18 protein-coding genes are annotated in these 26,167 nt (G+C 44.1%); 15 read left to right on the top strand and 3 right to left on the bottom strand.

The genetic code is table 11. The annotated features are described in order from the left end of the window. Positions 1-294: 294 nt before the first annotated feature. From BAU14_RS02065 to BAU14_RS02100, 8 genes are all read left to right on the top strand, one after another. On the top strand, positions 295-2,274 hold the full coding sequence (locus BAU14_RS02065) for a hypothetical protein (protein WP_161898422.1): 1,980 nt from the start codon (positions 295-297) through the stop codon (positions 2,272-2,274). Between the two features lie 15 nt (positions 2,275-2,289). Then, positions 2,290-2,727: an LPXTG cell wall anchor domain-containing protein gene (locus BAU14_RS02070; protein ID WP_161898423.1), complete on the top strand. Its 438-nt coding sequence runs from the start codon at positions 2,290-2,292 to the stop codon at positions 2,725-2,727. Continuing rightward, the gene (locus BAU14_RS02075) at positions 2,724-3,347 is read left to right on the top strand and encodes a hypothetical protein (RefSeq protein WP_161898424.1); all 624 of its coding nucleotides are present in this window, start codon (positions 2,724-2,726) and stop codon (positions 3,345-3,347) included. Before BAU14_RS02070 ends, BAU14_RS02075 begins: the two co-directional genes overlap by 4 nt. Positions 3,348-3,364: 17 nt before the next feature. Beyond that, a complete protein-coding gene (locus tag BAU14_RS02080; protein ID WP_161898425.1) occupies positions 3,365-3,937 on the top strand; it encodes a hypothetical protein in 573 nt (190 codons plus the stop codon). A gap of 69 nt (positions 3,938-4,006) precedes the next feature. Further along, on the top strand, positions 4,007-5,035 hold the full coding sequence (locus tag BAU14_RS02085) for a DUF916 and DUF3324 domain-containing protein (RefSeq protein ID WP_161898426.1): 1,029 nt from the start codon (positions 4,007-4,009) through the stop codon (positions 5,033-5,035). 237 nt (positions 5,036-5,272) lie between these two features. Continuing rightward, a complete protein-coding gene (gene rsgA / locus BAU14_RS02090; RefSeq protein ID WP_161898427.1) occupies positions 5,273-6,157 on the top strand; it encodes a ribosome small subunit-dependent GTPase A in 885 nt (294 codons plus the stop codon). 157 nt (positions 6,158-6,314) lie between these two features. Then, positions 6,315-6,968, top strand: coding sequence for a ribulose-phosphate 3-epimerase (gene rpe / locus BAU14_RS02095; protein WP_161898428.1), 654 nt, complete (start codon positions 6,315-6,317; stop codon positions 6,966-6,968). Next, positions 6,965-7,606 (top strand): thiamine diphosphokinase, encoded by a 642-nt coding sequence (locus BAU14_RS02100; protein WP_161898429.1) that lies wholly within the window; start codon positions 6,965-6,967, stop codon positions 7,604-7,606. Before rpe ends, BAU14_RS02100 begins: the two co-directional genes overlap by 4 nt. A 234-nt stretch (positions 7,607-7,840) precedes the next feature. Here the strand turns inward: BAU14_RS02100 and BAU14_RS02105 are convergent, their stop codons facing one another. Next, positions 7,841-9,430 carry a helix-turn-helix domain-containing protein gene (locus BAU14_RS02105; protein ID WP_161898430.1) on the bottom strand — a complete coding sequence of 530 codons (1,590 nt, stop codon included), beginning with the start codon at positions 9,428-9,430 and terminating at the stop codon, positions 7,841-7,843. Positions 9,431-10,686: 1,256 nt separating this feature from the next. On the opposite strand from BAU14_RS02105, the gene BAU14_RS02110 reads away from it, so the two are divergent. From BAU14_RS02110 to BAU14_RS02140, 7 genes are all read left to right on the top strand, one after another. After that, positions 10,687-14,436: a SpaA isopeptide-forming pilin-related protein gene (locus tag BAU14_RS02110; RefSeq protein ID WP_161898431.1), complete on the top strand. Its 3,750-nt coding sequence runs from the start codon at positions 10,687-10,689 to the stop codon at positions 14,434-14,436. After that, a complete protein-coding gene (locus BAU14_RS02115) occupies positions 14,433-15,788 on the top strand; it encodes a pilin N-terminal domain-containing protein (RefSeq protein ID WP_161898432.1) in 1,356 nt (451 codons plus the stop codon). Before BAU14_RS02110 ends, BAU14_RS02115 begins: the two co-directional genes overlap by 4 nt. 30 nt (positions 15,789-15,818) lie before the next feature. Continuing rightward, a complete protein-coding gene (locus tag BAU14_RS02120) occupies positions 15,819-17,693 on the top strand; it encodes a pilin N-terminal domain-containing protein (RefSeq protein ID WP_161898433.1) in 1,875 nt (624 codons plus the stop codon). Between the two features lie 36 nt (positions 17,694-17,729). After that, positions 17,730-18,578, top strand: a complete 849-nt coding sequence (locus BAU14_RS02125; RefSeq protein ID WP_161898434.1) for a class C sortase — start codon at positions 17,730-17,732, stop codon at positions 18,576-18,578. Between the two features lie 575 nt (positions 18,579-19,153). Next, complete coding sequence (mreC, locus tag BAU14_RS02130) at positions 19,154-20,011, top strand: rod shape-determining protein MreC (RefSeq protein WP_161898435.1); 858 nt, start codon at positions 19,154-19,156, stop codon at positions 20,009-20,011. Position 20,012: 1 nt separating this feature from the next. Next, the gene (gene mreD / locus BAU14_RS02135) at positions 20,013-20,522 is read left to right on the top strand and encodes a rod shape-determining protein MreD (protein ID WP_161898436.1); all 510 of its coding nucleotides are present in this window, start codon (positions 20,013-20,015) and stop codon (positions 20,520-20,522) included. Between the two features lie 262 nt (positions 20,523-20,784). Further along, positions 20,785-22,188, top strand: a complete 1,404-nt coding sequence (locus tag BAU14_RS02140; RefSeq protein WP_161898437.1) for an NlpC/P60 family protein — start codon at positions 20,785-20,787, stop codon at positions 22,186-22,188. 526 nt (positions 22,189-22,714) lie between these two features. Here BAU14_RS02140 and BAU14_RS02145 read toward each other — a convergent pair. Both BAU14_RS02145 and BAU14_RS02150 read right to left on the bottom strand, forming a co-directional pair. Beyond that, positions 22,715-23,515 carry a winged helix-turn-helix domain-containing protein gene (locus tag BAU14_RS02145; RefSeq protein ID WP_161898438.1) on the bottom strand — a complete coding sequence of 267 codons (801 nt, stop codon included), beginning with the start codon at positions 23,513-23,515 and terminating at the stop codon, positions 22,715-22,717. Between the two features lie 764 nt (positions 23,516-24,279). After that, positions 24,280-26,091, bottom strand: coding sequence for a M3 family oligoendopeptidase (locus BAU14_RS02150; protein ID WP_161898439.1), 1,812 nt, complete (start codon positions 26,089-26,091; stop codon positions 24,280-24,282). Between the last annotated feature and the right edge of the window lie 76 nt (positions 26,092-26,167).

Genomic DNA, 26,167 nt, shown 5'->3' on the forward strand with positions numbered 1-26,167 from the left:
ATTTAATATCGTTCCGTTTTTTTAAAATAGTACAATCTTTCGGTTAATAAATCAGTCGATTTTTCCTATTAATAGCAAAATAGAGAGGATTTTTTTAAAAATATTGTCTATTTAAATATTTTTTTGTAATTTAATCGCTGTTTATATGCTGTTTTGCTGATTTATAAGCTAATTATACGTTATCTTATAAAAAGATTAAAAATATAACTACTATTATTATAGACTTATAATAAATATGGTGATAAGATTAAAATGTACCAAATGAGATGAGGAAGAAATGAAGGGAGGCTTTGTATGAAAACGCGCAATAAAAAGAGTTTTAAGAAGCTGATCACATTAGTTTCTGCAACAACTCTAATAACACTGGCGACGCCGACGTTGCTAGATTCAAGCGGTATCATTGCTCATGCGATGACCCAAGATCAAACGAGCGGTACGATTGCAACGCATGGCAATGGATTTGCATCGTATACGGCGGCAGCCGGCGCGGATGGAACAACAGTCTGGACGGTCACGATTGCAAAAAATGCCACTGAAGTTCCAAGTGCACTGAGAGTTAGTGCCGGTGCAACAATTACTGGAATTACACAAAATGGTGGTGGAGTGGCTGTCAATGGAGACGGGACTGTTGGTTCATATCAATCTGATACGTCTGTTTATACCATGACTCTGGTATCACAAAATGGAGTAGACGTGCCGATTTCTGCAGAAGTTTTGACTGAAACTGAAGGTAACGTGTCACCGATGATTTCACAAGCGGTCATGGGCGCACCGGCTTTGTCTGAATCAGAATCTGAATCAGAGCAGACACCGGAAGAAGTGCCAGAAGTTATCATTGAGGATGAGACGGAAGAAACACCGGAGACCTCACCTGAACCAATTCCAGAGGAGGGAGCAGAAACGCCTGTTCCGGAAGAAACTGTGGAAGAAGTTGAAGAAGAGCCAGAAGCGACAGAAGAGCCGGAGTTTCAGGAAGAATCTTCATCAACAGAGGAAGGCTCTATTCCTGAATCGGGATCGACCAGTGAGGCAAATGGAGATGATGTGTTACCACTGCTTCCGATGGATGATGCCGCGCGTGCAGCTGTAGACTTCACAAACAAGCTGAATACGACCGGTCAAATCAATATCGGGGATGAGGTCGTACTGACGTCGACTTTAAAAAATACATCAAAGCGAGACTATCACGCAAACAAATGGACCGCGACTGTTCCAAAAGATCATTTTGGCACGAATGCAAGTGATGTTTCTGTGCAATATAAGCAAGGAAATAGTTGGGTAAATACTTCGGCCACGTCTAAAATTAGCGACCAGAATGTGACGTTTGAGGTAAGCCTTGGCAAAAATGGGCAAACCTTAAAAACAAATGGAACTTTAGAAGTTAAAATTACTTTGAAAACCAATAGCAATCTGAAGTCTACTGTTGATACAAATTTCTCGGCAGCAGTGTTCGGACAGCGTGCGGGTAGTTGGTCAGGCTGGAGTACCGAAAATCACGACACGAAAAATAGCCCAACAAAATTCACCATCCATAAAGGTGACTCCCCGTTGACATTTGGTTGGGATGCAGGTCTGTCGACGGTGGATAAATCAGTTGAGGACTATACGAAGACTGATGAAGAAGACTTTGAAGCGACCTTCCACTGGCAGGAACAGGACAAACAAGAAATGGTCATGTTCGCTGTGTATAAAGGTGATGAACAAATCGGCAGCACTCTTCCGGATACCCGACATAATGGGGAGTTGAGTGCGGATACGATTACGATACCCAATGATAGGATTGATATCGGTGACAATGAATTCACGATTTATCCCGTGGATGCAAAAGGGGCGCGAGTTGCAAACAGAAAAGGTTTGACGCTCAAGCTTAAAGGCGTCAAAGGACGTGTCAGTTGGGTTTCTGTTCCAGAATCACTGGATTGGACGATCGATGCCGGTCAGAGTGGGATCTTTACCAGAAACAATGAGATGGAATTCAAAGTGAAAGATACTTCCGAAGGGAAAACTAAATGGCATGTAAGGGCAGCTGTGAAATTGCCTGATGAGGCTAAATTTTCTTTGCGCTGGAAGAAGGAATCTGGATCAGGACTTGGCGAAAAAAATAAGGCAAGTTTTGGTGGATTCGAGCAGGTAAATAATAAAGGCAATATCTACAAAAAAACCATCGTTGAAGAACATGGCTTTGTACTGGAAGCCAAGGAAGGATTGACGCCTGCAGATTTAACGATTGGTACTGTAACATGGACACTTAACTTTACGCCTACACATAAATAGAAAGGAGATACACAGATGAAAAAATATTTATTTTTAGCGTTAGCTGCTGTATCCCTCTCTATCGCTCCCGCAGCGACCTGGGCAGCAGTTGATGAACACGAAGCAGATGTCGATTTTGAATTGGTAGATGCTACGGAAGAATCTGAATCGACAGAAACAACGGATACAGAGAGTTCTTCTGATACAGAAGAATCAGCTGAATCTTCTCAAAGCGAAGCATCTTCGACTGAATCTACTGAAGAGGTGGATGATTCGACAGACGAAGCAAATGTACGTCCGGTTTTACCGGGTACCGGGTCAGACAATGGCTCCGGAACAGGTACGAAACCCAGCATGACTTTACCGGCAACCGGTGAACTAGTTAGCTTTTCTGCTGCTATGGCAGGGACAGTAATGGTCGGTCTCGCACTCTTGCTTCTGGTTTCTCGAAAGAAAGGGGCGGGTAAAGAATGAAAAAGACTTTGATAGCCCTTTTGGCACTGTCAAGTGTATGTTTGAGTGCAGTTCCGGCAAGTGCCACAACTGAAGCGGATTCCAACCACGATAACACGCATAAAACTTCAAAAGTTACTGCCGTAGTTGTACCCGCATCCTTGCAATTACTGGAAGTGCAAGCGCCTTCTTTTGGGAGATTCGAGCATCCGGGTGAAGACGGCTCCGTTACTTCGAAACGGGATTTGATGATTAGGATCGCAGATAATCGCGGGTCAGGTTATGGTTGGCAATTGCAATATACCTATAAATTTGCCAATGTAGCGGAAGATCACCGACAGGATACCATTTTTAGATTCGAGAAAGGCACATTGCTAAAAAATGGCCAGCCTGTAAAAAATGATAGGTACGAAGCCGATGCCTATATGACTGACCATGCTGATGAGAAGACTAGTACGTTGGTTAAACATTTCAGTCAAAAACCTCATAAAACCGATGATGAAGCGTTAAAAGGCGCAATCGAGTATGAGTATCGAGTGGCAGCAAAAGATATTAGTTTTGAGTTTCCTGGCGATATTGCCAGTGGTGATTACGGTGGCACACAATTTGTTCAACTTTTTGATGGGCCACAAATAAAATAAATTGGAGGAAGTTAAAAATGAATGGAAAGAAAATTATTGCAGCAACAATGTTAGGAATGATGGCTTTTGGAGGAGCTATCAATGTTTCAGCAACAGAAAGCACTGTTGGGCCGGCTTCATCTCCACAGCCACCTACGGAAATTAAAAAAGAATCCCTTGTAAAGGTAAATATTCAAGAGTCCGATCATCTTGAGCTGGTTAAGGTTTTAGATACTATGAACTTTAAAATGGAGTATTCAAAAAAAGATCATTTAGTAGGGAATATCAGAGGGGAGCTTGGTAAAGTTAAAGTTGAATCCGGAAATACTCGTTCTTGGAAAGTAACTGCTAAATTGAAAAATGATCAACTAACATCTCACAAAAATGCATATAAGGTTGACTATTTCCAAATTCAAGCGGATAGAGGGCATTTTAATTTAGTTAATGCAACTGGTGCCAATAAAGTCATTCTCCAAGGTGACAAATTTGGCACTACCCAGAAAACGTTTAAAGGTGCAACAATTGCAATTCGGAATAATAACACGTTGCTGCCAAAAGCAGAGCTTAAGGGAACAATCAACTATACTTTGGCACGAGTGAAATCAAATTAATAAACTAATACCGAAAGAGCAGCTGCTCTTTCGGTTACATATTTTAAGTTCCTGGAAGGATGAAATGCGATGAAGAAAATTAGTCTGTTAGTTGCACTGTTGTTTGGTGGCGTAGTGCTGGGAGGACCGGTTGCAAATGCCGATGAAGGCGAGATTGGCTTCACAATTTCCCCAAACCTACCCGAAAATCAAATCGATAAAGAAGCGGGTTACTTTGATTTACGGATGACTCCAGGACAGGAACAGACCATTGAAGTCTCTGTAATCAACCAAAGTACTCAAGATGCTGTCTATGATATCAATATCAACCAAGCCAATACAAATGAAAGTGGTTTTGTAGATTATTCGGAAAACTTGAAGGACAAAGATGAGTCCATGAAGTATGCAACGGAGGATATCGTGAACGCCGCTGATAACATTGCTGTACCAGCTGGGGAGACTGTAAATGTGCCAATCACCATCACGATGCCAGATGAAGAATTTGATGGCGAAATCTTGGCAGGTATTCAGGTTCTTAAAGAAGAGGCTGAAGAAGAACAGAGTAGCGGCTTCAAAAATGAATATGCGTATTTGATTGGATTGCGCTTGACGATGAATGATAATAAGGTGATGCGTGAGCTGAACTTGAAGGGCATCGAAGTCGATGAAACGTTTGGTGAGTCGGCCGTCATCGCAACTTTGCAAAACCCGACCATGGATGCAATCGGCAAAATGGATTATGTAGGGAAGATTTACCCTAAGGATGATAAAGAAAATCCGATTCACGAATTTTCTTATGTGGGAAATGAAATGTCCATGGCACCGAATTCTATTTATAACTTTGCAATCACAATGGGAAGTAAAGAACTTAAAGCTGGTGAGTATGTTGTAGACTTCACAGTAAATGATGCGCAAGGGAATCAATGGGAGTTTAATGAAGAATTTACGATTACCAAAGAGAAAGCTGAAGCAGTAAATGAAATTGTTATTGCGGACGCTCCAAAAGCTGAAGCTGGTATCCCGGGATGGGCCTTTGCTGTAGGGGGAATTTTAACGGGATTAGTGATTATGATGGGAATACTGTTGTTGAAGAAACAGATAGCACATAGTAAGAATTAGACTTAGAGAAAATTAGCTGCTGCTCACTTACTGGATGTAGGTGACGGCAGCTTTTTTAGTTTGAAAGAGAAAGTTTTCAGATTAGCCTCTTGTTTTATTTTTGCTAACTGAAATATGATAGAATAGATGGGAAATCACGGGAACACAGGCTGTAGATGGAAGTGACAAGAGTAAGACTTGTCGCTTTACGCCATCTGCAGTGCAGATCAATCATTTTTCACAGAAAGAAGGTGTCCCATGAAAGGACAGATCCGCAAAGCGCTGAGCGGTTTTTATTATATCGAGGCAGAAGGGCAGACTTGGCAGACTCGTGCCAGAGGGAATTTCCGGAACCGCAAGATCACGCCACTAGTCGGAGACCAGGTGATTTTTGAAAGCAGCAATCTGACGGACGGATACTTACTGGAGATTCAACCACGGAAGAATGAATTGGTGCGGCCGCCGGTAGCCAATGTCGATATCGGTGTGATTGTTATCAGTTTGATTGAGCCGGCCTTTTCTTATAACTTATTGGATCGTTTTTTGGTAACTTTGGAGGACAAAGAGATTGAACCGGTGATTTATCTGAGTAAGCTGGACTTGTTGCCGGATAATCAGCTGGCTGAAGAAATTCGGACAACTTACGAACAAATTGGCTATACGGTAATTGCTACTCAGGATATCGATGACGCCCGCCGACAGCTGTTTCGGCTTTTTGCAGAAGGCGTGACCGTCTTTATGGGACAATCGGGGGCTGGTAAATCGACACTTTTGAACAAGCTGGTGCCGGAGCTGGAGCTGGCGACTGGCGAAATTTCCGAGTCGTTAGGTCGCGGGAAGCATACCACGCGTCATGTGGAACTTTTGCCGGTTGCCGGTGGATTAGTGGCGGACACACCGGGCTTTTCTTCTATTGATTTTTTGGAGATTGAAGCTGGGCAGTTGCGGCACTTATTTCCGGAATTTGTCAGAGCTTCAGTTCACTGTAAGTTTCGGGAGTGTATGCACTTGAAAGAGCCGGAGTGCGAAGTGAAACGACAAGTGGCAGCAGGCGAAATTGCTGAGAGCCGTTATGCGGACTACCAGCAGTTCATCGAGGAAATCGAAAAGCGCCGACCCGTTTATCGCAAGAAAAACAAATAACCTATTTGATACTGCAAAATGCAAGGAAGACAGCTCTGCCAAAGGGCTTCACTAGCGGGGACCTTGGGGAGTTTGTGGCATTTTCCGGTAGTGAATGTTAAAGTTTCACAGACAAAGGCATCACCAAAAATCAATTATCTGAAGCGGAGGAATCATCATGAAAATCGCACCATCTATTTTAAGCGCTGACTTTGCCAATCTGGCCCGAGATGTGAAGCTAGTGGAAGAAAACGGGGCGGATTACATCCATGTAGATATCATGGACGGACATTTTGTACCGAACCTGACATTTGGTCCGAATGTCGTAGCGGCAATCCGGCCCCATACCAAATTGCCGTTGGACTGCCATTTGATGATTGAGCAGCCGGAGCTTTATGTGGATGCTTTTGCCAAAGCCGGAGCAGATATCATCAATGTTCATGTGGAAGCGACCCCACATATTCATCGTGTCTTGCAGATGATTGAGGCGGCTGGTGTTCGAGCTGGCGTGACAATCAATCCAGGCACGCCGGTATCAGCAATCCAGCATGTTTTGGGGATGGTCGATCTGGTGTTGGTGATGACGGTTAATCCAGGGTTCGGCGGACAGAAATTTATTCCTGAAGCTTTGGAAAAAGTGACCGAGTTGGCTGAACTACGAGATTTACAAGGTTATGACTTTGAAATCGAGGTGGATGGTGGCGTGACCCACGAGACCATTGGCGTCTGTAAAGAAGCCGGCGCAGATGTTTTCGTAGCCGGTTCCTATATTTATGCTGCCGAAGATCCGGCTGGACGCATCACTGCCTTGCGGGAGGTTTTAGATCAATGAAAACACTGATGGTCGCTGGGGGTCAGCCTGCCGACTGGCCAGTTTTGGCGCAGGATTACCAGCGCTATGTGGGAGTGGATCGGGGGTCTTTGTATCTGTTAGAAGCCGGCTTGCCGCTGGATATGGCCGTCGGAGACTTCGATTCATTGCAGAAAAAAGAGCGTCAGCGGGTGTTTGCTGACGCGGGGAGTGTCAGTCAATCGCCGGCGGAAAAAGATGACACGGACACCCAGCTGGCCTTGGAAAAAATCTTTGCGCTGGATCCAGCAGCAGAGGTAACGATTATTGGCGCTACCGGTGGTCGGCTGGATCATCTGTTGGCGAATCTGTGGCTGGGATTGGAGCCGCGCTTTCAACCGTTTTTGCGACAGTTTCGTTTGTTGGATCGGCAGAACAGTGTAAATTTTTACGGCCCGGGGACCTATCAGGTGCAGCCGGAAGCGGGAATGACTTACCTAGCTTTTTGTACTCTGACATCGGTAGCTGCCTTAACATTGACTGATGTAAAATATGAATTGAATCGTCAGCCGGTGCCCCAACCAACTTCTTATGCCAGTAACGAATTTCTGCCGGGAATACCGGCAACCTTTAGTTTTACCAACGGCTTAATCGCCGTGATCCAAAGCCGCGATGCCTGATGAGGGTGTGGCGGCTTTTTTTCTAGTAGGAGTTGGCAGGCTATCATCAACTAGTGGCCGGTGTTGTCCTTTCTCTTGATTGATTACCAGACTGCTTTTCTTAGCAAGCGTTGCTAACGCTAAAATTTGAACACCAACCGCTATTCAAAAAACACCCTCACAGCTTGTATTGGTCTCTAAAAGTTAATTTTTAGAGGTCATACAGGGGTTGTGAAGGTGTTTTTTTGTGCGAGCTCAAGAGTGCGAACTAGGAGAACGACGCAATTGGCGGGGCGTAAAGCCACGGATACCGTTGAACAACTCCTCCTTTGAGTCAGGGCGCATTGTACATTTTTTACCAAAACATTTTTGCAGATGAAGCTTTTCCAATAGCGAGCGTAAATGGATGAAGTCGTCTTGGACATCCCGATAGGAATACAAATAGACAGGACCGTTGTAGCCCTCCGGTAAAAAGTTGGTGTGTGGAGAAATTAATAAGTCAATTTCTTCCTGTCCGTCTTCTGGATAAGGTACGTAGTCCACATAGGGCACAGTTTCCAAAAAAGAGTGTAACGGCAAGATCAAGACGAAATTGTTTTCGTTGGTCACGGCGATGCGCAATTTCTTTGTGGCTAATTGTGTGTTGAATGTGGGCAGCAGGAAGTAAGCGAATAAGCTGGCTAACTGTGGATATACCGGCTTTAACCACTGGAAATCCTTTTTACGAGCGACATTTTGGAAAAAACGCCGATTGAAAGTCTCAATCTCTAAAAATACCGGAGTGTCCGCCCGTAAGCTAGATTCAAAAAACATATAATTCAGTGACGGAGTATCTTTTAACAGGTAGCTGAGATTGAAAGTTCCCATGATATTAGCCATCAAGACATCGAAGTGCTCAGGTGGTCGCCGGTCAAAAAAGTTGCTCAACAATTTATCTCCAAAGTCGCTGATAATCATCTGAATCTCTGATTGCTGTTTCATCCACTCGCGATAGGCGATATAGGAGGGCGTGTCCACACGCGCATAAAGCGCACCAGTGTAAATCTGAAAATAGAAGGCCATTTCCTCAGCTGCTACGAATTTTGAAGGTGTGGTGCGGGCCAAATAAGCTGAAAAATTCTGATGATGGGTTTGCCACACGTCCTCACACAGTGGAAAGTCATTGGAAGTCAGACCAGGCTCGACAAAATAGCCCCCCTGTCGTCGCAGTTCAGCAATCCGCAAAAACAAGTCAATCTGGTTGCGATTGCCATATGCCATTTGCTCATCAAAAGTAGCCACGACGTCATCAATCAATGGGTCTATCAAAGAATCATTTAAGGGGTAGTGGGTGGCGAGATCTGGCTTGATGGACCAAAACAGCGTGCCCAGAAAATGTCGAACAGCCAGCTCTTTGCCGGTGAGTTGAAGCTGGCTAGTGTTTAGTTTCAAATGATAAGGCGCAATCAACTCTTGCAGGTTGGTCAGACGACGAAAAGCCGTCGCACGACTCAAGAAATTTTCCTGGCAAAAATCCTCCAAATTTCCTTCCGGGTTAGTCAAGATAAAGCTGAACAGTCGAATGATCAATGAATTTTCTAGGAGGTTCTGCCGATAGATGGCGCCAATGGGAGCATCGCTAGGCATCAGTAGTGTGTCGCCGTCAGCTTGTAAAAGCGAGATGTCTTCGCCAGAAATATCTTTAAGGTCAGACTCTAATTCATTTATAATCATAGTCATTTTATTCTTTGTTAGGCGTAGTGATTTTCGTAAGTCAGTGAACGTCAGTGAAGGCTCAGTTATCAAGAGTCGGTAGCTTTCCAGCTTCAACTGTTCAACATCGTCCAATAAATAGTGAATTAACATAGGAACCACGCCTTTCTCGATAGTAAGTAATTAGAATTATACACGGTCACTTTAATAAAAATCAAACGAGGAGAGAAAAAGCCTTTAATATCAGTCATTTGAAACGAATAAAGTTATCAAAATTGAGAGAGAGTGTTACATTTTATGATACCCCATGAGATTTAAAGTTTAATTAAAATCGGAAAAGAGCCATATAACCGTCGTTTGTGTTTTTAAAAATACAAATTAAGAGAAAAAACAGTCTCAAAGGTGAAAATAGAATGTATATTTTGTAGGATATATAATAAAACCATGATAAAAGATAAGTTTATTCTAATTTTTAAGGAAAGTATAAGCTGACTTTTATTCGTTAGTGCTTTTGTTAGGCACCAGTTGATCGTTGTTCCTGATTACGCATATCAGACAGTAGTATTTGAAAGAAATCGAGAGGTCAGTAAAAGGTGACTGAACTCACAGGACGCAACACAGTAAGGGGGTAGAAAATGCCGAAGAATATTTTGAACCAATTGGGTGTTAAAGGGTGGTTAAAATCACAATTACCCTATCGTGTCGGAGGGATACCCTGACACTTGAAGTACAAATTGTTTATTCAATAAAAGTAAAAAAAGATGTCAAATTGTTTTTCTATAAGAAAAAGAGCTGTTTAGGAGAATTGATATTTCAGAAAAAAATAGAATCGACTAAAGCCTGTAGAATGGCGATAAAAAAATTATCGTTTTCGAAATTTCTTTTATCGTATGTTATTTGAAAATCAAGGTAAATTTAATGGCAGAGAGCATATCAAAAAATAGCGCTTTCTACTTACAGAGATTGTTTTTTATTTTAAAAGTAGATTTTTAAGTCAATTAAATTCAATAAAATTCTTTCTTTTAACATTTCTTAATAACTGGTATTATTTAATTGTATAAAGCAATTGATAATTTTTTTAAAGTTATAAAAGTTTATGTTAAAGAAAAATTTCGAGAGTTGGAATCAGATGGGGTAGTCATTGCTTGTTCGCAAGCAGAGTGAGAAAGAGGTGGAAAGCACGAAAAAAAGAACGTTTCTTGTATTGATCTGGATGGATAGACCAATTTTTTGTGACAACACCAATCGTACTCAAAACAGCCCGCCACTCGTCTATTTCTTTTCCCACTCAAAAAAGTAAAAGAAGGTTGGAGAACGACGGAAAAATCAGCTAAAAAGGTGTGTCAGACTATTTTGAAACGACAGTCATTAGAACAAGGTATAAATGAAAAAGAGAGGACGTGAAGTTGATGAAAATGAAGAAATCGCTGCTGTCAGGATTCCTGATTCTTGCTATGCTAATTCCTTACTTCACTGATTTGTTGACAATCTTTCCTTTGGGAGCTGAGGCTGCCGAGACGGGTATTCAACTGGTGAAAACGGATGAGTTGGCGGTAACTGCCGACTATCAGGAAGGCGAAGGTGAAGACGCAACTGGTGGTTGGCAGTTGCGGTACGAGAAAACAGCTGAGGGAGAACAAACACAGCGGCTGAAATTCAAACTGGGAGAATCAAAAGTATTTGCTGAACAAGACAATTGGGGAATGGAAGGCGACTGGTTTGTCGAAACGGCATTTGGAGGAAGCGCTATCGGCGAGGTGTTCATCCCGGCGGAAGCGACAGAACAGATCCAAGTCTCTGTACAGCTAGATGTAGCGACGCCACAAGAAGCAACTGAGACGACTACGACCGAAGCGACCACGACGACTACCACCAATACCACAGTGGAAATCCTGCCACTGACAGCTACGGCAGACCCGTTGGTAACAGAAGATGTTCTGGACGAGACCGTCAGTGGACCGCATGTCTTGGGGCCGGATGATGCCGTTGACGATCCTGTCAACGATGCCACTGATGATCCCGCTGATGGGGACATTGTTGATCCTGTAGACGATCCTGCTGACCCTGCAGGGACGGATGAGGTTATGGTAGAGGGAACAAATGGAACGACTGAAGATAAAAGCAATACTGTGACGGGGCAAGGAAACAATATTGGCGTGCAACAGACTCTAGCTCAACTCATTGGGCCGGTGGAACGTAGCTATCCTACCTATGTAAATAAAGCGCCGACTTATACGACAGAAGATAATGGTGCAACCTATCCTACAAATAGTTGGATACCGACAGACGGCAATGGTGACGCTGATGAAAATGTCATCAATCATCGAGGAGGTTCAAATACAGAAACCGGATGGGACGATAAAGACGCATGGAATGGCGATCCGCGTAGTGAAAATTCCTATATCAAATACTACGATGGTGATCGTGAAGAACCAGATTTCCAATTGCGAAAATTTGCCAAAGAATCCGACACTCAAGGACTTTTTGATGTTTACCTCAACGTGAAAGGAAACATCCAACAAGAAATGCAACCGATGGATATTGTGCTGGTGGCCGACTGGTCGGCTAGTATGGCAGAAAAAGATGGTGGAAGAAAGAGAATTGATGAGCTGAAGGCAGGCGTTAATGCCTTCACGAAGGCACTATCAGAAAGTGGCGAGAATATTACTAATAATATTCGATTAGGATTTGTTCCCTACGCTAGTGATGTTATAGAAAAAGAAACGGTCAACTTACAATCATTTAAAGAAGCGAAAGAAGCAATCGATCGACTAGAATATAATACTGTCACGCATACTTTTACGCAAGCTGGCCTTAAGAAGGCGCGAGAGATGTTGGATCCTACAGACGACGAAGAAGTGAGAAAAAAAGTCATCGTTTTGCTAACTGATGGTGTGCCAACTCGATCCTATCAGATCACGCCGGATGGCTATAACTCTGAAGGGGGTTATGGGGTTAATTTCAATTATAGAACGATTAAACAGACAGGTTCTAATACGTCAAAATTGTCAAAGGATAACGAATATGACGTAAATGGATCAGGTGGACGTGAGATTACCATCGATTCCACGTTCCCTGCGACAATCGGAGAAGCCATGCTAGCCAAAGGTGAGGGGATAGAAATCCATGGTCTAGGGATTCTTTTGCAAAGTGATAGTGCTGCAGGGTTAAACAAGAATGCCGTTGAGAACAAGTTCAGACAGATGGTCTCTGCTAATCCTTCTGATCAGGCAGACCTTTATTATGAGTCTGCCGAAAAAGCAACAGACATTTCTAATTACCTCATCAACAAAGCCATCCAACTGATTGGGACAGTTTCCAATGGCTCAATTGTGGATCCATTGGGAAAACAGTTTATCTATGTGGAAGATTCCCTTAAAGTAACGGTCACGGCGAAAACGGGATATCCGACACCAGGCAGTCCAAATGTAGTTCCTTACAACGAAAATACGAGGACCCTCAACATCTCGGATATCAACTTGAGTAAAGGACAAGAGCTGCAAATTCATTATCGAGTCCGGATTAATACGGAATCTGAAACTTTTGTACCAGACACATGGTATCAGATGAACGGGGAAACCACTTTGACTCCAAATGGTGGGAACTCCACAAATAAAGTGAATTTCGGTGTGCCATCTGGGAAGGCACCAGGGACAAAAATCAAAATTCAAAAAGTCTGGGAAGAATACGATGATGACAAAAATGGACGGAAGGATCTATATTTCCGAGTTCAGCGCGATAAAACAGACTTTGCAATCGCTAAATTGCAAAAGACAAACGCAGATATTTGGCAACAGACTTACACTAAACTTTCAGAAATACCAGAATCTGATGAAGAAATACAAAAATCTTATGATGAAACATTGTATCTACCAAAGTTTGACAATGAAGGTAACGACTTCACCTACACTGTCGTAGAAGAGTTGGATACGCCTGAAGGATACGAAGCAACGCTGACAGATCAGGATGATGGTTTCTTCCAATGGAAAAATACTAAGATATTTACCAGACTCGATCTTGAAGTAACTAAAAAATCTGATCAATCCAAGGCGACTTTAGTAGGTGCTAAATTCACGTTATCTGGCGGTGACTTGGAAAAGGCAGTGATATTGAAAGGTAACGACGATGGAACCTATACCTTGCCTGAAGGTACGTCATTGGACAAAGGGCAGACATACACACTGACTGAAATCCAAGCGCCGACAGGACATACACTTAGTGACTCGTCTCCATGGAAAATCGTAGTTAAAAAAGATGGTACATTGGATACGACCAGTAGCAAGGGCATAAGTATTGTTAAGGGAAAAGTCGTCTTAACAGTGGTGAACGAATTTACACCAGTCTCTGTTCAGGCCAAAAAGGTCTCTGCGACAAATGACTCGACACCATTGGAAGGGGCAACTTTCAGCTTATCCATTAAAGATGACAAGGGTGAGTACGAGAAGTTAGCTACAAGCGAATCTGGTGAAAATGGTTTGGCACTATTTGCAGATTCAATCAAAAAACCCGGCACCTATAAGTTGACAGAAACTGCCGGCCCAGCTGGCTATGACACAGTAGCAGGTGACTATGTATTTACTGTAGACGCTTATGGACAAATTGCCTATAAGGGAATTAATTATGAGGAAGTCAGTGGGATTTTCACCTTTACTCACGCCAATGAGCTGAAACCTTTTGACCTAACGATCCTCAAGCAAAGTGACTATGACAAAAAAGCATTGGAAGGTGCGACCTTTGCCGTTTCCGAAGATAAAGCAGGGACTTCTGTGCTAGCAACTGCGACTTCTGGTAAAGATGGAAAGGTAACTTTCGATTATGCGTTTGAGCCGGGAACCTACTACCTAAAAGAAACCGAGGCGCCAGAGGGTTTCCATCAACTGACAGGTACTTTCACACTGATCATCGGCACAGACGGATCCGCCACTCTCGAATACGAAGGGGAAGAATATCAAGAAGGATTCGACCTGAGCTTGAAAGGAAGCACAGAGCATAACCAACTCTCCTTCACGGTGGACAACACTCCGAAAGTACCATTACCGAAAACTGGTGGTCAGGGACGTGGCATCTTCTTTATTTCTGCGATGGTATTGTTGGCGATGACTGGCTGGTACTTCTATAAAAAAGAAACCGACACGGAAAAAGGAGGGCGGACCTCATGAAAAAACTTTTGAAAGTATTACTGACGACCGCATTGCTCCTACCACTGTTGGCGGCGGTTCTGCCGAATAGTAGCCAGGCAGTGGCGGCGGAGACAGACGATGCGCAAGTAGATGTTTACTTGCATAAGCGGATTTTCCGAGACCTGCGTTGGACGCAAGGGCAAGTAGAATCCGTGGACAACTGGGAATACGATAATGGCGGCTTGTTGATTGAAGAAGATCAAAAGACGCTGGATCAAGACCTGTTGACAGATGATTCCAAACCGCTAAATGGGGCAATCTTCAAAGTCTATGATTTTTCGGCTGAGTATTTGGCAGCCTTACAAGCTGGGCAGACCCCGGAAGAATTTTCACAGGCTTATATGGATCGTAGTTTTGCATTAGAACAGATTGAAGCAACTGGTAAAACTGCATTGACCAATCCAGAGCCGGATGTGGCAGATCCCGGCGCATTTGTCACCAGACGACAAACGGTGACTGATGCGGCTGGAAATGAAGAAGTCTATGACGGAATTGCGAAGCTTTCGTTGCCTCGGTATCAGGAAGGCCAAGATGGGGCTTACCTGATTATCGAAACCGGCTTGACGGATGCCACGGAGCTGAATATTGATCTAGAGAAAAAATCAGCGCCGATGATGGTGACATTTCCGGTATTTGCCGAAGAAACAGAGTTGACACAGATTCACTTGTATCCGAAAAACGTTGGCTACTCCCGGGATCCTTATTTCTACAAGTTGGATGAAGTTACCAAAGAAGCAGGTCCGATTGAAGGCGCGAAATTTGTCTTGTATCGGGAAGTCAACGGTGAAAAGCTGTATCTGGATCAAAGCAGCAGCAGTGACTTGCGTAATCAATGGGTGACTACTAGCGGTGATCCGTTAGCAGACGCGCGGATTACAGTATTTGTCTCAGATGAAACAGGACTGGTCACCACCAATGGTCGTTTCTTGGCGGCTGGGACTTACTATTTCGAGGAAGTCCAAGCAGCAGAAGGTTACCAAATTCGAGCGGCTGAAAAGCGAATCGAAGTGGTGGTACCGGAGGATTGGGACACCGAAGTCACCGTCAACGGGCAAACAATGGCTGAACAAGTGGATGGAAAAGTGCCACAATTAGCAATTGAATCTAAAACGCCCCGGGTCTACAACCAGGCGGTCACTCCGCAAGAAAATCCGCAACGACCAGCGCTGCCGGATACCAAGGGAGAAACACCGACAAATACCCCTGCATCACAGGTAAAAGATCGGACAACGCTGCCGCAAACCGGCGAGCAAGCCTCTTCTTTATATCTACTTGGGTTGGGATTGATTGTTGTTTCGCTGATGTTGTGGAAAAAGCGCAAACGTTCATGATAAGTCAAACAACGAAATGGGGAAAAGAAAATGAAAAAACAGCTTAAGCGTATCGGGTTGAAAATGATGGCTTTGACACTCTTGTTGTCAGGGACTTTTGCCGGCGCTTTGGGGGCGCATGCTGAGGAAAGTGTGAATCCACCTAGTAGCCAAAATGTTAGGATCCATAAGATGGCCTATGAAAATAAATTGCCGGAAGAGGTGCAAAATGACGGGGGGATAATGGAGGGTTTTGAAGGTACTCCGTTAGCTGGGGCTGGGTTTACGGCTTATGATGTTACTAACGTTTATTGGGCAGCTTATGAAGAGGCTACGGGGAACCATGCTGCTAAAGAAACGGCTGCAGTTGCGTCTGCATTGAAAGCAGACTTGACAGGTGTAACCCCTGTTGGCGAAGAAGGGGTTACCGAAGCTGATGGCACAGCGGATTTTGATGACTTGGATATTGTCAGTGGAGACAAAAATGCTGTCTATCGTTTCGTGGAAACCACAATGCCGGCTGGGGTGGTTGCTTCCAAGTCAGCGGATGTGATTTTGGGGCTGCCAGTATATGCTGAAGATGGTGAATTGCGTGAGACGGTCCATGTTTATCCGAAAAACGTGATAGAAGACGTCGATTTGGGCTTTACCAAGTATGGAGTGGATGAAGAAGGTGAGATTGCTGCGTTACCAGGTGCGAAATTCACTTTGAAAAACTCAGCAGGAGCGTACTACAAAGAGGGAGCGTTCACTGCTACAGCAGGTACAGCGGGAGTATTAACTTCGAACGAGAATGGTGTGGTTTCTGTAGACGGTTTGCTTCTTACGCCAGGTGACTATACCTTTACCGAGGTTGATAGTGATGTTTCAAAAGCAGAAAAACAATCTGGAGCTTCTCAAGTCTATCACTATACCGAAGCAGCTACAGTGATTGCAACAGTAACTAAGGATATGGCTGTTACCTACACCTACTATAATGTAGATGGTGAAGCGCTCGTAAATCAAGATTCAGCCGAAGCCTACAACTTCAAAGTGCCAACAGTTAATAAAACCGCTGACGACCACAAAGTTGATCGTGGTCAAGTGGTCAATTATACGATCGAAACTATGATTCCAAAAGATATCGCAACCTATACAACATACCAGTTGGTGGATATTTACTCTGCGGGCTTGGAACTGGTCTCCGACGAGGATGCTATCACCGGTTCAATTCAAATTGACGGTAAAGAAGTTCCAAATCTGACAGATCTGGCAACTACTAACTTTACTACCGCGAATAGTTTCACTGTGACCTTCACCATAAGTGAATTAGCCAAATACGCAGGGGAAACACTCACTCTCACTGCAGACATGAAAGTAATCACTGACGACCTTGACGTAATTGACAATGATGTGACTCTTAAAAATGATTTCTACGATCAAACAGACAAAGAAACTGTTGAAACTGATGCTAAAGTCTTCCTGAAAAAAGATTTGCACACCCAAGCAGCTTTAGTAGGCGCAAAATTTGTTGTGAAAAATCCTGATGGCAAATTTTTGCAACTGTTAGACGAAAATGGCAATGCAGTTACTGAAGTGAGTGGCTATGCCACAGGCTATGATGTGAACTGGGTGGCAGACCAGGCCGACGCAACTACTTTAATTTCAGATACTAATGGACAAGTTGGCGTGTACGGCTTGGCAGAGTTGGCTGATGGAAAAGAATACACCATCGTCGAAACTGCTGCTCCAGATGGCTACGTGACTCCGAGCGATGCTGGTATCGACTTTACAACTGATAAAGCCGAAGAGGAATTGGTCATCAACAATAAAGCGAAAGGCTTCTTGCCATCAACTGGTGGTGTGGGGATCGTCGGCTTTGTTGGAATCGGGCTGTTGGTTGTCGCAGGTTCCGTTTGGTACTTCCGCAAACGCGCTGAAGCTTAAATAAACTGGGAAAAATAGGGGAAGGAGGGGGTCGCTGTGAAACGCAAGAAGCCAAAGAAAATGTTGGATGTACTGATGATTGGACTACTGATTTTCGGCATCGGTCTCTTCATCTATCCTTTTTGCGGCGAAGTTATTGCTAATTTTGCCGATCAGCAATTGATTAACTATTACCAAAACAAGACCAATCGGGAAAGTGCGCAACAAACACAAGAACGTTTGGCAGAGATGCAGGCTGAGAACGAGAAACTAGCCACTGGAGCGAACAACCCCGGCAGTGATCCTTTTGCGACAGCGGAAACCGAGGAAGCAATCCAGGAGGGCTATTTCGAAAGCCACACAATTGGTATCATTCGAATTCCCAAAATCAATGTTAAGCTGCCGATTTTTGACCGTACCAATGAGTCCTTTCTCAAACGTGGAAGTTCACTATTAGAAGGCACCTCCTATCCCACCGGCGGCACGAGCACTCATGCGGTAATCTCGGCTCACCGAGGATTACCGGAAGGAAAACTGTTTACCGACTTGCCGGAGTTGACAGTCGGGGATCAGTTTTACATTGAGATTGGGAATGAAGTGCTGGCTTATGAGGTGGATCAGATCAAGACGGTGGAGCCCACCGAGACTAGCGATTTATTGATTGAATCGGGAGCTGACCAAGTGACGCTGATGACCTGCACACCGTATATGATCAACAGTCATCGCTTGCTGGTGCGCGGCAAACGAATTCCTTACGAAGAAACCATGTCAGAGCAATTGGCAAAAAGCGACCAAAAACGTCTTTACAGCACATTTGGTCTGGCGGCGATGATTCTGCTTGTGGTTTTGGTGACGGTGGGGTTTGTGATTAGGCAGTTGCGGCGAAAAACAGCGACTGGCAAATAGCTGGGCAACAGCTAGGTACGGATTGAAAACAGTCTGGGAATCGTCATTCAAGGTGACGGTCTCCAGACTGTTTTATTATAAGAAGAAAAACGACAAAAGCTCCGCCAACTCCTGACTGCTTTTCAAAGAAGTTCCCTTTCTTAGAAAAAAATTAAGAGTCGGGGTCTGCCTTTTGTTTGCTGAAAATTAATGATAGAATGGAAACTGCAGTTTAAAGAGAATAATCCGTGCTGTGAAAAGGGTTTTCCGAGTATTGAAGAGGCGTCTGCGATAGTTTTTGTCTGCTTCAACACTCACGAAAATAACACCCATTGCACAGGCAATCATTTGGCTTTGACAGGTAATCACTAAAAAGTCTGGGCTACTAGGATACAACAGTGGGTAGTGAGCTGCCTTGTTTTTGCTCTATGAGGACTGGGGTACATCTGATTGTCAATTGAGCACAAAACCACGGCCAAAAGCACTGGTTAATTGGCTGAAAGCAAGCCTTCATTTTACTTATACCTGTCGGGTTTTTCCGGTTGTCTTTTGCCGGCGGAATACCCGCAAGCACATTCATTATAGGAGTTGTCCCTGTGAAAAAATTCAATCCCAATAAAAATATAATTATCGCTTTGGTCATCGGTATCTTGGTGGTGACGGCGCTCAGTCTCAGTTTGGCCAAACGCTCTTCCGGCGGCAAGCCCAATATCGTGCAGTCGGTGGTCAATGACAGTGTCGCCATTATGGATAAAGTCGTGTCAGCGCCAGTGAAATTCGTAGAAAACGGTATCGACAGTGTGCGGGATCTGCTGGATACTTACAAAGAAAACGAACAGCTAAAAGCCAAACTGGACGAGTACGACAATGCCGTTTTGCAAAATGCGAACAAAGATCGGGAAATCAAGAATTTGAAAGATGAGCTGGCCCTCAATGAAACACTTTCCGATTTTGATAAAGTCACGGCGAATGTCATCAGCCGCTCGCCAGATTCTTGGCAGGATATCCTGATTATCGATAAAGGCTCCAAAGACGGGTTGGAAAACAACATGGCCGTCCTCAGTCAAAAAGGACTGGTGGGCCGAGTTATCGAGGTCAACCTGGCTTCTTCAAAAGTGGAGCTGTTGACTTCTGCCAATCAAACCTCCAACCACTTCCCCGTGCGAATTTCTTCCAAAGAAGGGGAATCCTTTGGTCTTTTGAAAAATTACGATGAAAAATTGGGAGCTTTGATCGTGGATCAGGTCACCGGCACGGCAACGATTAAAGCCGGCGACATCGTACAGACATCCGGTTTGGGGGGCAATTCACCGGCAGATCTGCCAGTCGGGGAAGTCGTGGAAGCTAAGACCGACAAGTTTGGACTGGATAAGAATGTCTATGTGAAACCTTATGCGCAAATGTATGATCTCTCCGTGGTAACTGTGGTGGCCCGGGCGACAGGAGGGGAATAGCATGGCGGAAAAAAACTACCTGCGGCTCTATGGGGCACCGGTTCTTTTTCTATTGATGCTGCTGGATACTCAGATTACGCGCCTGTTTGATACCGCTACGCAACACGTTTATCTGGCCAATGCCCACCTCTTTTTGATCGGCTTGATGGTTTGTTGTATGACTCTATCCAAACGTTATATGATGATTACTGGTGTGGTGCTAGGGGTTTTATTTGATTGCTATTATATTGGTGCGATTGGTATTTACACAGTGGCGATGCCCTTTGTCATCTGGCTGATGTATTTGTTGTCCAAGGTGTTGTATCGCAATATTTTTACAATGTTCTTTGGCACCATCATCTTGGTCACCGCCTATGAATTAGTAGTGGTACTGATTCAACAGCTGTTCAACCTCACGAATATCAGCATGAACTTTTTCGTGGCTCGCTTTTTGGGGCCGACCCTGCTATTGAATCTCTTGTTGTTCATTTTATTTATCTATCCATTTAAAAAAATATTTGCTGCCAAATGATGTGAAAGGCAGCAATTAAAGCAAATTGAAGTAAAGCAATCGCCCTCTTGATTCTGAGGGCGTTTTTTTTATGGAATTGTTGTCCTTTCGCACCATTATTTAAGCGCACAATATTTGAAACACTTCTGTAACAGTTCCCTTACAAGACTGACATATCATTATGGTACAATTCTATTTGTTAAAAAAGCTTTAAGCACTGGCTGTTTGAAGTGTCACAGACGAAGAAGTCATTCGTACTATAAGCCATTCGGAGGAGAACAACGTGAAGAAACGTGGATTATCAGCACTGTTGGTATGTTCATTGTTATTAACTGCAGTCGCTGCACCGACAGTCGCCGCAGCGGACGAGTTCGATAACCAAATCAAACAACAAGATCAAAAAATCAGCAGCTTGAAGGGTCAGCAGGCTGACGCACAAGCGCAAATCGATAGCCTGGAAGGCGAAGTTTCCACCATCACAGAAAAAGCGAACAAGCTCGTGAAGGAACAGGAAAAACTCGTTAAAGAGCAGGAAAAATTGCAAAAAGAAATTATTGACTTGGAAAAACGAATTGCCAAGCGGGAAGAAAAAATTCAAAACCAAGCCCGTGACGTACAAGTTAACGGTAACAATACTTCTTATTTGTCAGCTGTGTTAAATGCGGAATCAATCTCAGATGCGATTGGTAAAGTAACAGCCATGACGACCATCGTCAATGCCAACAACGAATTGGTCACTCAACAAAAAGAAGATAAAAAAGCGGTTGAGGACAAAACAGCCGATAACGCTAAGAAACAAAAACAACTGAATGAAAACCAAGCTGAACTGGAAAAACAGAAATCAGTTATCACTGAAAAACAAGCAGACCTGAACTTGATGAAAGCAGACTTAGCTTTGGAACAAAACCAAGCGGAAAACAAAAAAGCAGGTTTGGTACAAGCCAAAGAAGCTGCCGAAGCTGAAAAAGCACGTATCGCCGAAGAAAAACGCTTGGCAGAAGTTGCTCAGCGACAAGCGACAGAACGGGCTGCACAGCAACAAAGAGAACAACAACAAGCTGTTGAATCCGGCAACACACCAACTGCCGAAACAACGGCACCGTCTTCAGAGTCAGAAACAACGCCATCAACAACCCCAAGCAACACAGGTAACGACAATGGCGGCAATGCTGGTAATACTGGCAATAACAATGGTGGCAATACTGGTGGGAGCACCGGCGGCAGCACGGAAACACCCGCGCCAACCCCTACCCCAGAACCAACACCAACTCCTGAACCTACGCCGACACCAACACCTGAACAGCCAAGTACTGGCGGTTCTACCGGCAGCAGTACAGCTGGTGATTTGATTGCCACTGCGAAGAAGTATATCGGTGTTCCTTATGAATGGGGCGGATCTGACCCAAGTGGATTTGACTGTTCCGGTTTTACTTCTTATGTTTACCGGGAAGCTTACGGTCGAGAAATCGGTCGCACAACTACGCAACAAGAAGGTAATGGTTCAATCATCAGCACCTCTCAAGCCAAAGCTGGCGACTTGCTGTTTAGAGGAACTCCAGGATCTTCTTATCACGTTGCTATTGCCTTGGGTGGCGGCATGTTCATCCATGCGCCAAGTCCTGGTGGCTCAGTTCGGATCCAAGCTGAATCTGTTTGGTACTCATTCGACTTTGCTGTATCAATGTAAACATAGACCCTGATGTTTGAGCCGACGAGAAATCGTCGGCTTTTTTAAATTCTTCATGATGAAATGGGCATCGCTAAGTTGGCTTGCAATAAGGGCGAGCAACGTATTAAAATTATCAGTGTAAGTAACTGAAAGCCCCCACAGCAATGACCGCTCTTGGTCGTAAGCTGTGGGGGCTTTGATTTATGGTCTGTGCATCTCTCGGTACCAATGGAGGAATCGTAACGGCAGAGGTGGTGCTATATTTACCACCGAAAACAGGTACAACAGCGACGGTACGAGGAAGTAACAAAATGAAAAGTTTTTTTATCTTTTACAGGTCCGATAGTTATAAGAAAAAGGGGCCGCTGTTTCTCGCAATAGCAACGGGGCAGAGATTACTAAAGGAAGACGCTCACTACAGACCCCACTGCCCTTATGGAAAATGATGATTTGCTGGCTCCAGTAAAATTTCGAAAAGTAGTCGTCCGGTTTCTTTATAAATATGGTGAATTAAGAAGCTTTGATTCTGAAACCGTTACTCTGTTTAGGACAGGTTGCGTTTTTGCTCGATGTTTGCAGCGGGCTTACTGGTGGTCAAAATATTATGAAAAGGTCCGGTCAAACTGTATCCTTTGCCGCGAATCGTGCGAATTGTGTCATCTCGATACCCTAGTTCGTGAAACTTTTTCTTCATCCGGCAAATCAAAATTGAAATTTGAGCCAGTTTGTGTTCGACAGGGGTGCCGGGCCAAAGCAGTTGACAGATCTCACCTTGAGATACAGGTTGTGTCTGGCGCTGTTGCATGACATCGAGGATTCGTCGCTCTTGAGCAGTTAACACAAAACCCAAGCCGACAGTATCAAAGGAGGGCTCATTGCTAGCTGGCTGAGCTGGTCTTGAAGCAGGAATCACGTCTTTGTGTAGGATTATCTGTGCCGAACTTTTGCGTTCCGAGGTTTTTTTGGGGGGAAACTCATTGTTCAGCTCCGGCACCAATTTTTCGCGATAATCAACCAGTGTGTCTTCAGGAGTGAACCAAGCTGTGATTCCTTGCTGGCGCCAGTAAGCTTCTTGCTCAGGAGTGGGCAGCTGACGGTCCTTTCTAATGACATCGAGGTAGTAATTCTGTAAAATTGGCAAAACGTGGCTAACTTCAATTTCGGATAAGCTTTCGCTGAGAATAACTGTCTGAAAATAGCTCATTACTTCTCGCACGTTTAAATGACAGCGTAGTAATTCTAATAGGCTAGATGAGCAAAAGACTTCGTAGTCTAGTGCCTGCAGGTCTTGTTGCATCTTTTGGTCTGCCAGACAATTTTTGGTTAAAATGAGTATTTGTTTCATGGTGAACCTCCTTGTAGTATTGGCTTCGACGAGTCTGCTAGTCAACGCTTGAGGATAAGAACAGCTGCGGCGGCTAATGAAAAGGGCGCAGCCTGTTTGCTCGGTAAGCGGAAGATTTACGACTCGGATATCTTTGCAGAAGTCTGTTTAAATAACGATGTAATTTTAACTTGGCGTTATTATAGAAAGTTACTTCAGCATTAGTTATCAAGATTAGTTTTCGATAAGAAGTATAAAATTAAACTCTTTATCACGACTTTATTATACAAAATTTTAAGAACACATGCTATTTTCATTTAACCTGCCTGTTTTTTTAAGACGCTCTGTTTTTAAATGCTTAAATACCCCGTTCTAGTAAGGTTATCGAGAAGTTTATTTAATAACATAAAAAAGTTTATCTCACTAATGGCAATAAATTGAGAGATTTTGAAACAAGAAAATAACTAAAGTTACGTATATATAAAGGTTTTTCTGAAGGAAATTTATCTTTTTAAATACCGTGTTTTTTATTGGCTACCTGGAATCAGCTGTTTCTTAAAAAATACCGATGAAAAAAATGTAAAAATGAGAATTTGTGTAATGTTTATCCATTACGTCGCTTAGAAGGCGGGTTGTTCAGTTTAATAACTATAGTTACATCGCGTCGGTCCACTTTTAGGCAGAGAATTTCACCTATTTAAACAGACAAATAGCCCCTGCAAAACAGATTTGAACTGTTGTTTTGCAGGGGCTTTGTGGGCTGCCTATCATTGAAAAAGTTGTGCTTATTTTGACAGATAGTCTTCACTCAATTGCAGGAATTCGGCAATGTCGGTTTTCAAAATGTCGATACCTGCCTGCCAGAAGTCTGGCTTGGTCAAATCGGCATCTAAATGTTTTGCTGCCAATTCTTCGGTGGTCATTGCGGCAGTATCCCGCAAAAGAGCAATGTATTTGTCTTCAAAACCGGTACCTTCTGCTTGTGCTTTGGCATAGATTCCCAAGCTGAAGAGGTAGCCAAAGGTGTATGGGAAGTTGTAGAAAGGTACTTCATCAATAAAGAAATGCAGTTTTGCTGACCAGAAATGTGGGTGCCAGTTGCCTAAACTGTCACAGTAGGCTTCTTTTTGAGCGGCCAACATTTTTTCAGTAATCTCAGCAGCAGACACTAGACCCGCTTGCCGAGAGTGATAGAAGTCTGTTTCAAAGATAAAGCGGGCGTGGATGTTCATAAACATGGCAATAGCGTTTTGCATTTTGATGTCCAACAAGTTGAGTTTTTCTTCAGGGGTCGCTGCCCCTTTCAAGTTGGCATCTGCTACGATCAGTTCGGCAAATGTGCTGGCAGTTTCTGCGACATTCATGGCATATTCTTGGTTCATAGCTGGTAGATCCCACATGACTGAGCTGTGAAAGGCGTGTCCAAGTTCGTGGGCGAGTGTTGCGACTTCACCGACAGCATTGCCGTAAGTCATGAAGATGCGAGATTCCCGAGTTTCTGGCAGCGCTGCGCAATAGCCTCCCGGACGTTTGCCGGGGCGATCTTCGGCTTCAATCCAGTTCTTTTCAAATGCAGACTGGGCAAAATCCGCCATCTTAGGACTAAATTGGTTGAAATGTTGGATGATAAAGGCAGCGGCTTCGTCAAAAGTGAAGGTGCGTTCTTTGAAATCGCCGACGATTACCGGCGCGTCTTGGTCTTGCCAGTCCAATTTTTCCTTGCCCATCAAGGCAGCTTTACGGTTTAAAAAGTCGACAAAAGGTTGCTTGTTGTCGCTGATAGCCTGCCACATGGCATCAAGAGTGGCTTTTTGCAAACGATTGTACTCTAAAGGCTGTTTCATAAAATCATCGACGCCGTGCAGTTTGTAGTTGGTCAGCCGGAAGCCGTCCAAGTGATTTAAGGTATCGGCGAACAAATCTGCTGGTTGACTCCAAGCTGATTCCCACTTAGCAAAGAGGTCGGCCCGGACAGTGGGATCGGGATCCCCCATCATTTTGTTGAAGGCCTGACCGGCAGAAAGCTCCACAGTGGTACCGTCTGCTTGAGTAAAGGGAATTGTAATGGTAGATACCAGCGTAGCGTAATGTTCTGACCAGGCGCTTTGACCATCAATCGCCAAGTGACTGATGATGTTTTCTTGTTCTTCGGGCAGAGATTCACTGCCGTTGCGCCGCTCTTCGTTAAGGCGGAAAGCCACGGGAGCAAGGCGAGGGTCAGCCAGCAAGGCTTGCCAGCGGTCAGCAGCGCAGGCGGAAAATTTCAGGGTCAGTGGCACAGTCGCTGCTTGGTAAAGAGGATAGAATTGGGCCAATTGTCCGGCTAATACTTTGGCTTTGGCATCATTGACGTTTTGACTGAGCAAGGCTTCTACAAAGGTGCCGCACTGGCTCAAACCGTTACCTGCTATAGTCATTTCTGCTAAAATATCTGCCAACTGATCGGCAGCATTTTCTGCTGTGAGATCCACTTTTTTAATCATGAGGGTCAGTGTTTCAATCTGTGTTTTTAGCTGATTCAGGCGTTCTTGAAATTGTGGCGAATCACTGCCGCCAGGGAAGATACTGTCCAGATCCCAATTAAGTGAGTAGTTCATGAAGGATTCCTCGTTTCTGATTTTTGTCACGCAGCAAGAGCCCTACTATGAGAGGGCTCTTGCAACGATTTTACGA

The sequence above is a fragment of the Candidatus Enterococcus leclercqii genome (assembly GCF_009933135.1).
Taxonomy (GTDB): domain Bacteria; phylum Bacillota; class Bacilli; order Lactobacillales; family Enterococcaceae; genus Enterococcus_C; species Enterococcus_C leclercqii.

What these genes read in the sequence shown, in the direction of transcription:
- BAU14_RS02065 (WP_161898422.1), top strand. Translation starts at nt 295, where the DNA reads ATGAAAACGCGCAATAAAAAGAGTTTTAAGAAGCTGATCACATTAGTT.
- BAU14_RS02070 (WP_161898423.1), top strand. Translation starts at nt 2,290, where the DNA reads ATGAAAAAATATTTATTTTTAGCGTTAGCTGCTGTATCCCTCTCTATC.
- BAU14_RS02075 (WP_161898424.1), top strand. Translation starts at nt 2,724, where the DNA reads ATGAAAAAGACTTTGATAGCCCTTTTGGCACTGTCAAGTGTATGTTTG.
- BAU14_RS02080 (WP_161898425.1), top strand. Translation starts at nt 3,365, where the DNA reads ATGAATGGAAAGAAAATTATTGCAGCAACAATGTTAGGAATGATGGCT.
- BAU14_RS02085 (WP_161898426.1), top strand. Translation starts at nt 4,007, where the DNA reads ATGAAGAAAATTAGTCTGTTAGTTGCACTGTTGTTTGGTGGCGTAGTG.
- rsgA (WP_161898427.1), top strand. Translation starts at nt 5,273, where the DNA reads ATGAAAGGACAGATCCGCAAAGCGCTGAGCGGTTTTTATTATATCGAG.
- rpe (WP_161898428.1), top strand. Translation starts at nt 6,315, where the DNA reads ATGAAAATCGCACCATCTATTTTAAGCGCTGACTTTGCCAATCTGGCC.
- BAU14_RS02100 (WP_161898429.1), top strand. Translation starts at nt 6,965, where the DNA reads ATGAAAACACTGATGGTCGCTGGGGGTCAGCCTGCCGACTGGCCAGTT.
- BAU14_RS02105 (WP_161898430.1), bottom strand. Translation starts at nt 9,430, where the DNA reads ATGTTAATTCACTATTTATTGGACGATGTTGAACAGTTGAAGCTGGAA.
- BAU14_RS02110 (WP_161898431.1), top strand. Translation starts at nt 10,687, where the DNA reads ATGAAAATGAAGAAATCGCTGCTGTCAGGATTCCTGATTCTTGCTATG.
- BAU14_RS02115 (WP_161898432.1), top strand. Translation starts at nt 14,433, where the DNA reads ATGAAAAAACTTTTGAAAGTATTACTGACGACCGCATTGCTCCTACCA.
- BAU14_RS02120 (WP_161898433.1), top strand. Translation starts at nt 15,819, where the DNA reads ATGAAAAAACAGCTTAAGCGTATCGGGTTGAAAATGATGGCTTTGACA.
- mreD (WP_161898436.1), top strand. Translation starts at nt 20,013, where the DNA reads ATGGCGGAAAAAAACTACCTGCGGCTCTATGGGGCACCGGTTCTTTTT.
- BAU14_RS02145 (WP_161898438.1), bottom strand. Translation starts at nt 23,515, where the DNA reads ATGAAACAAATACTCATTTTAACCAAAAATTGTCTGGCAGACCAAAAG.
- BAU14_RS02150 (WP_161898439.1), bottom strand. Translation starts at nt 26,091, where the DNA reads ATGAACTACTCACTTAATTGGGATCTGGACAGTATCTTCCCTGGCGGC.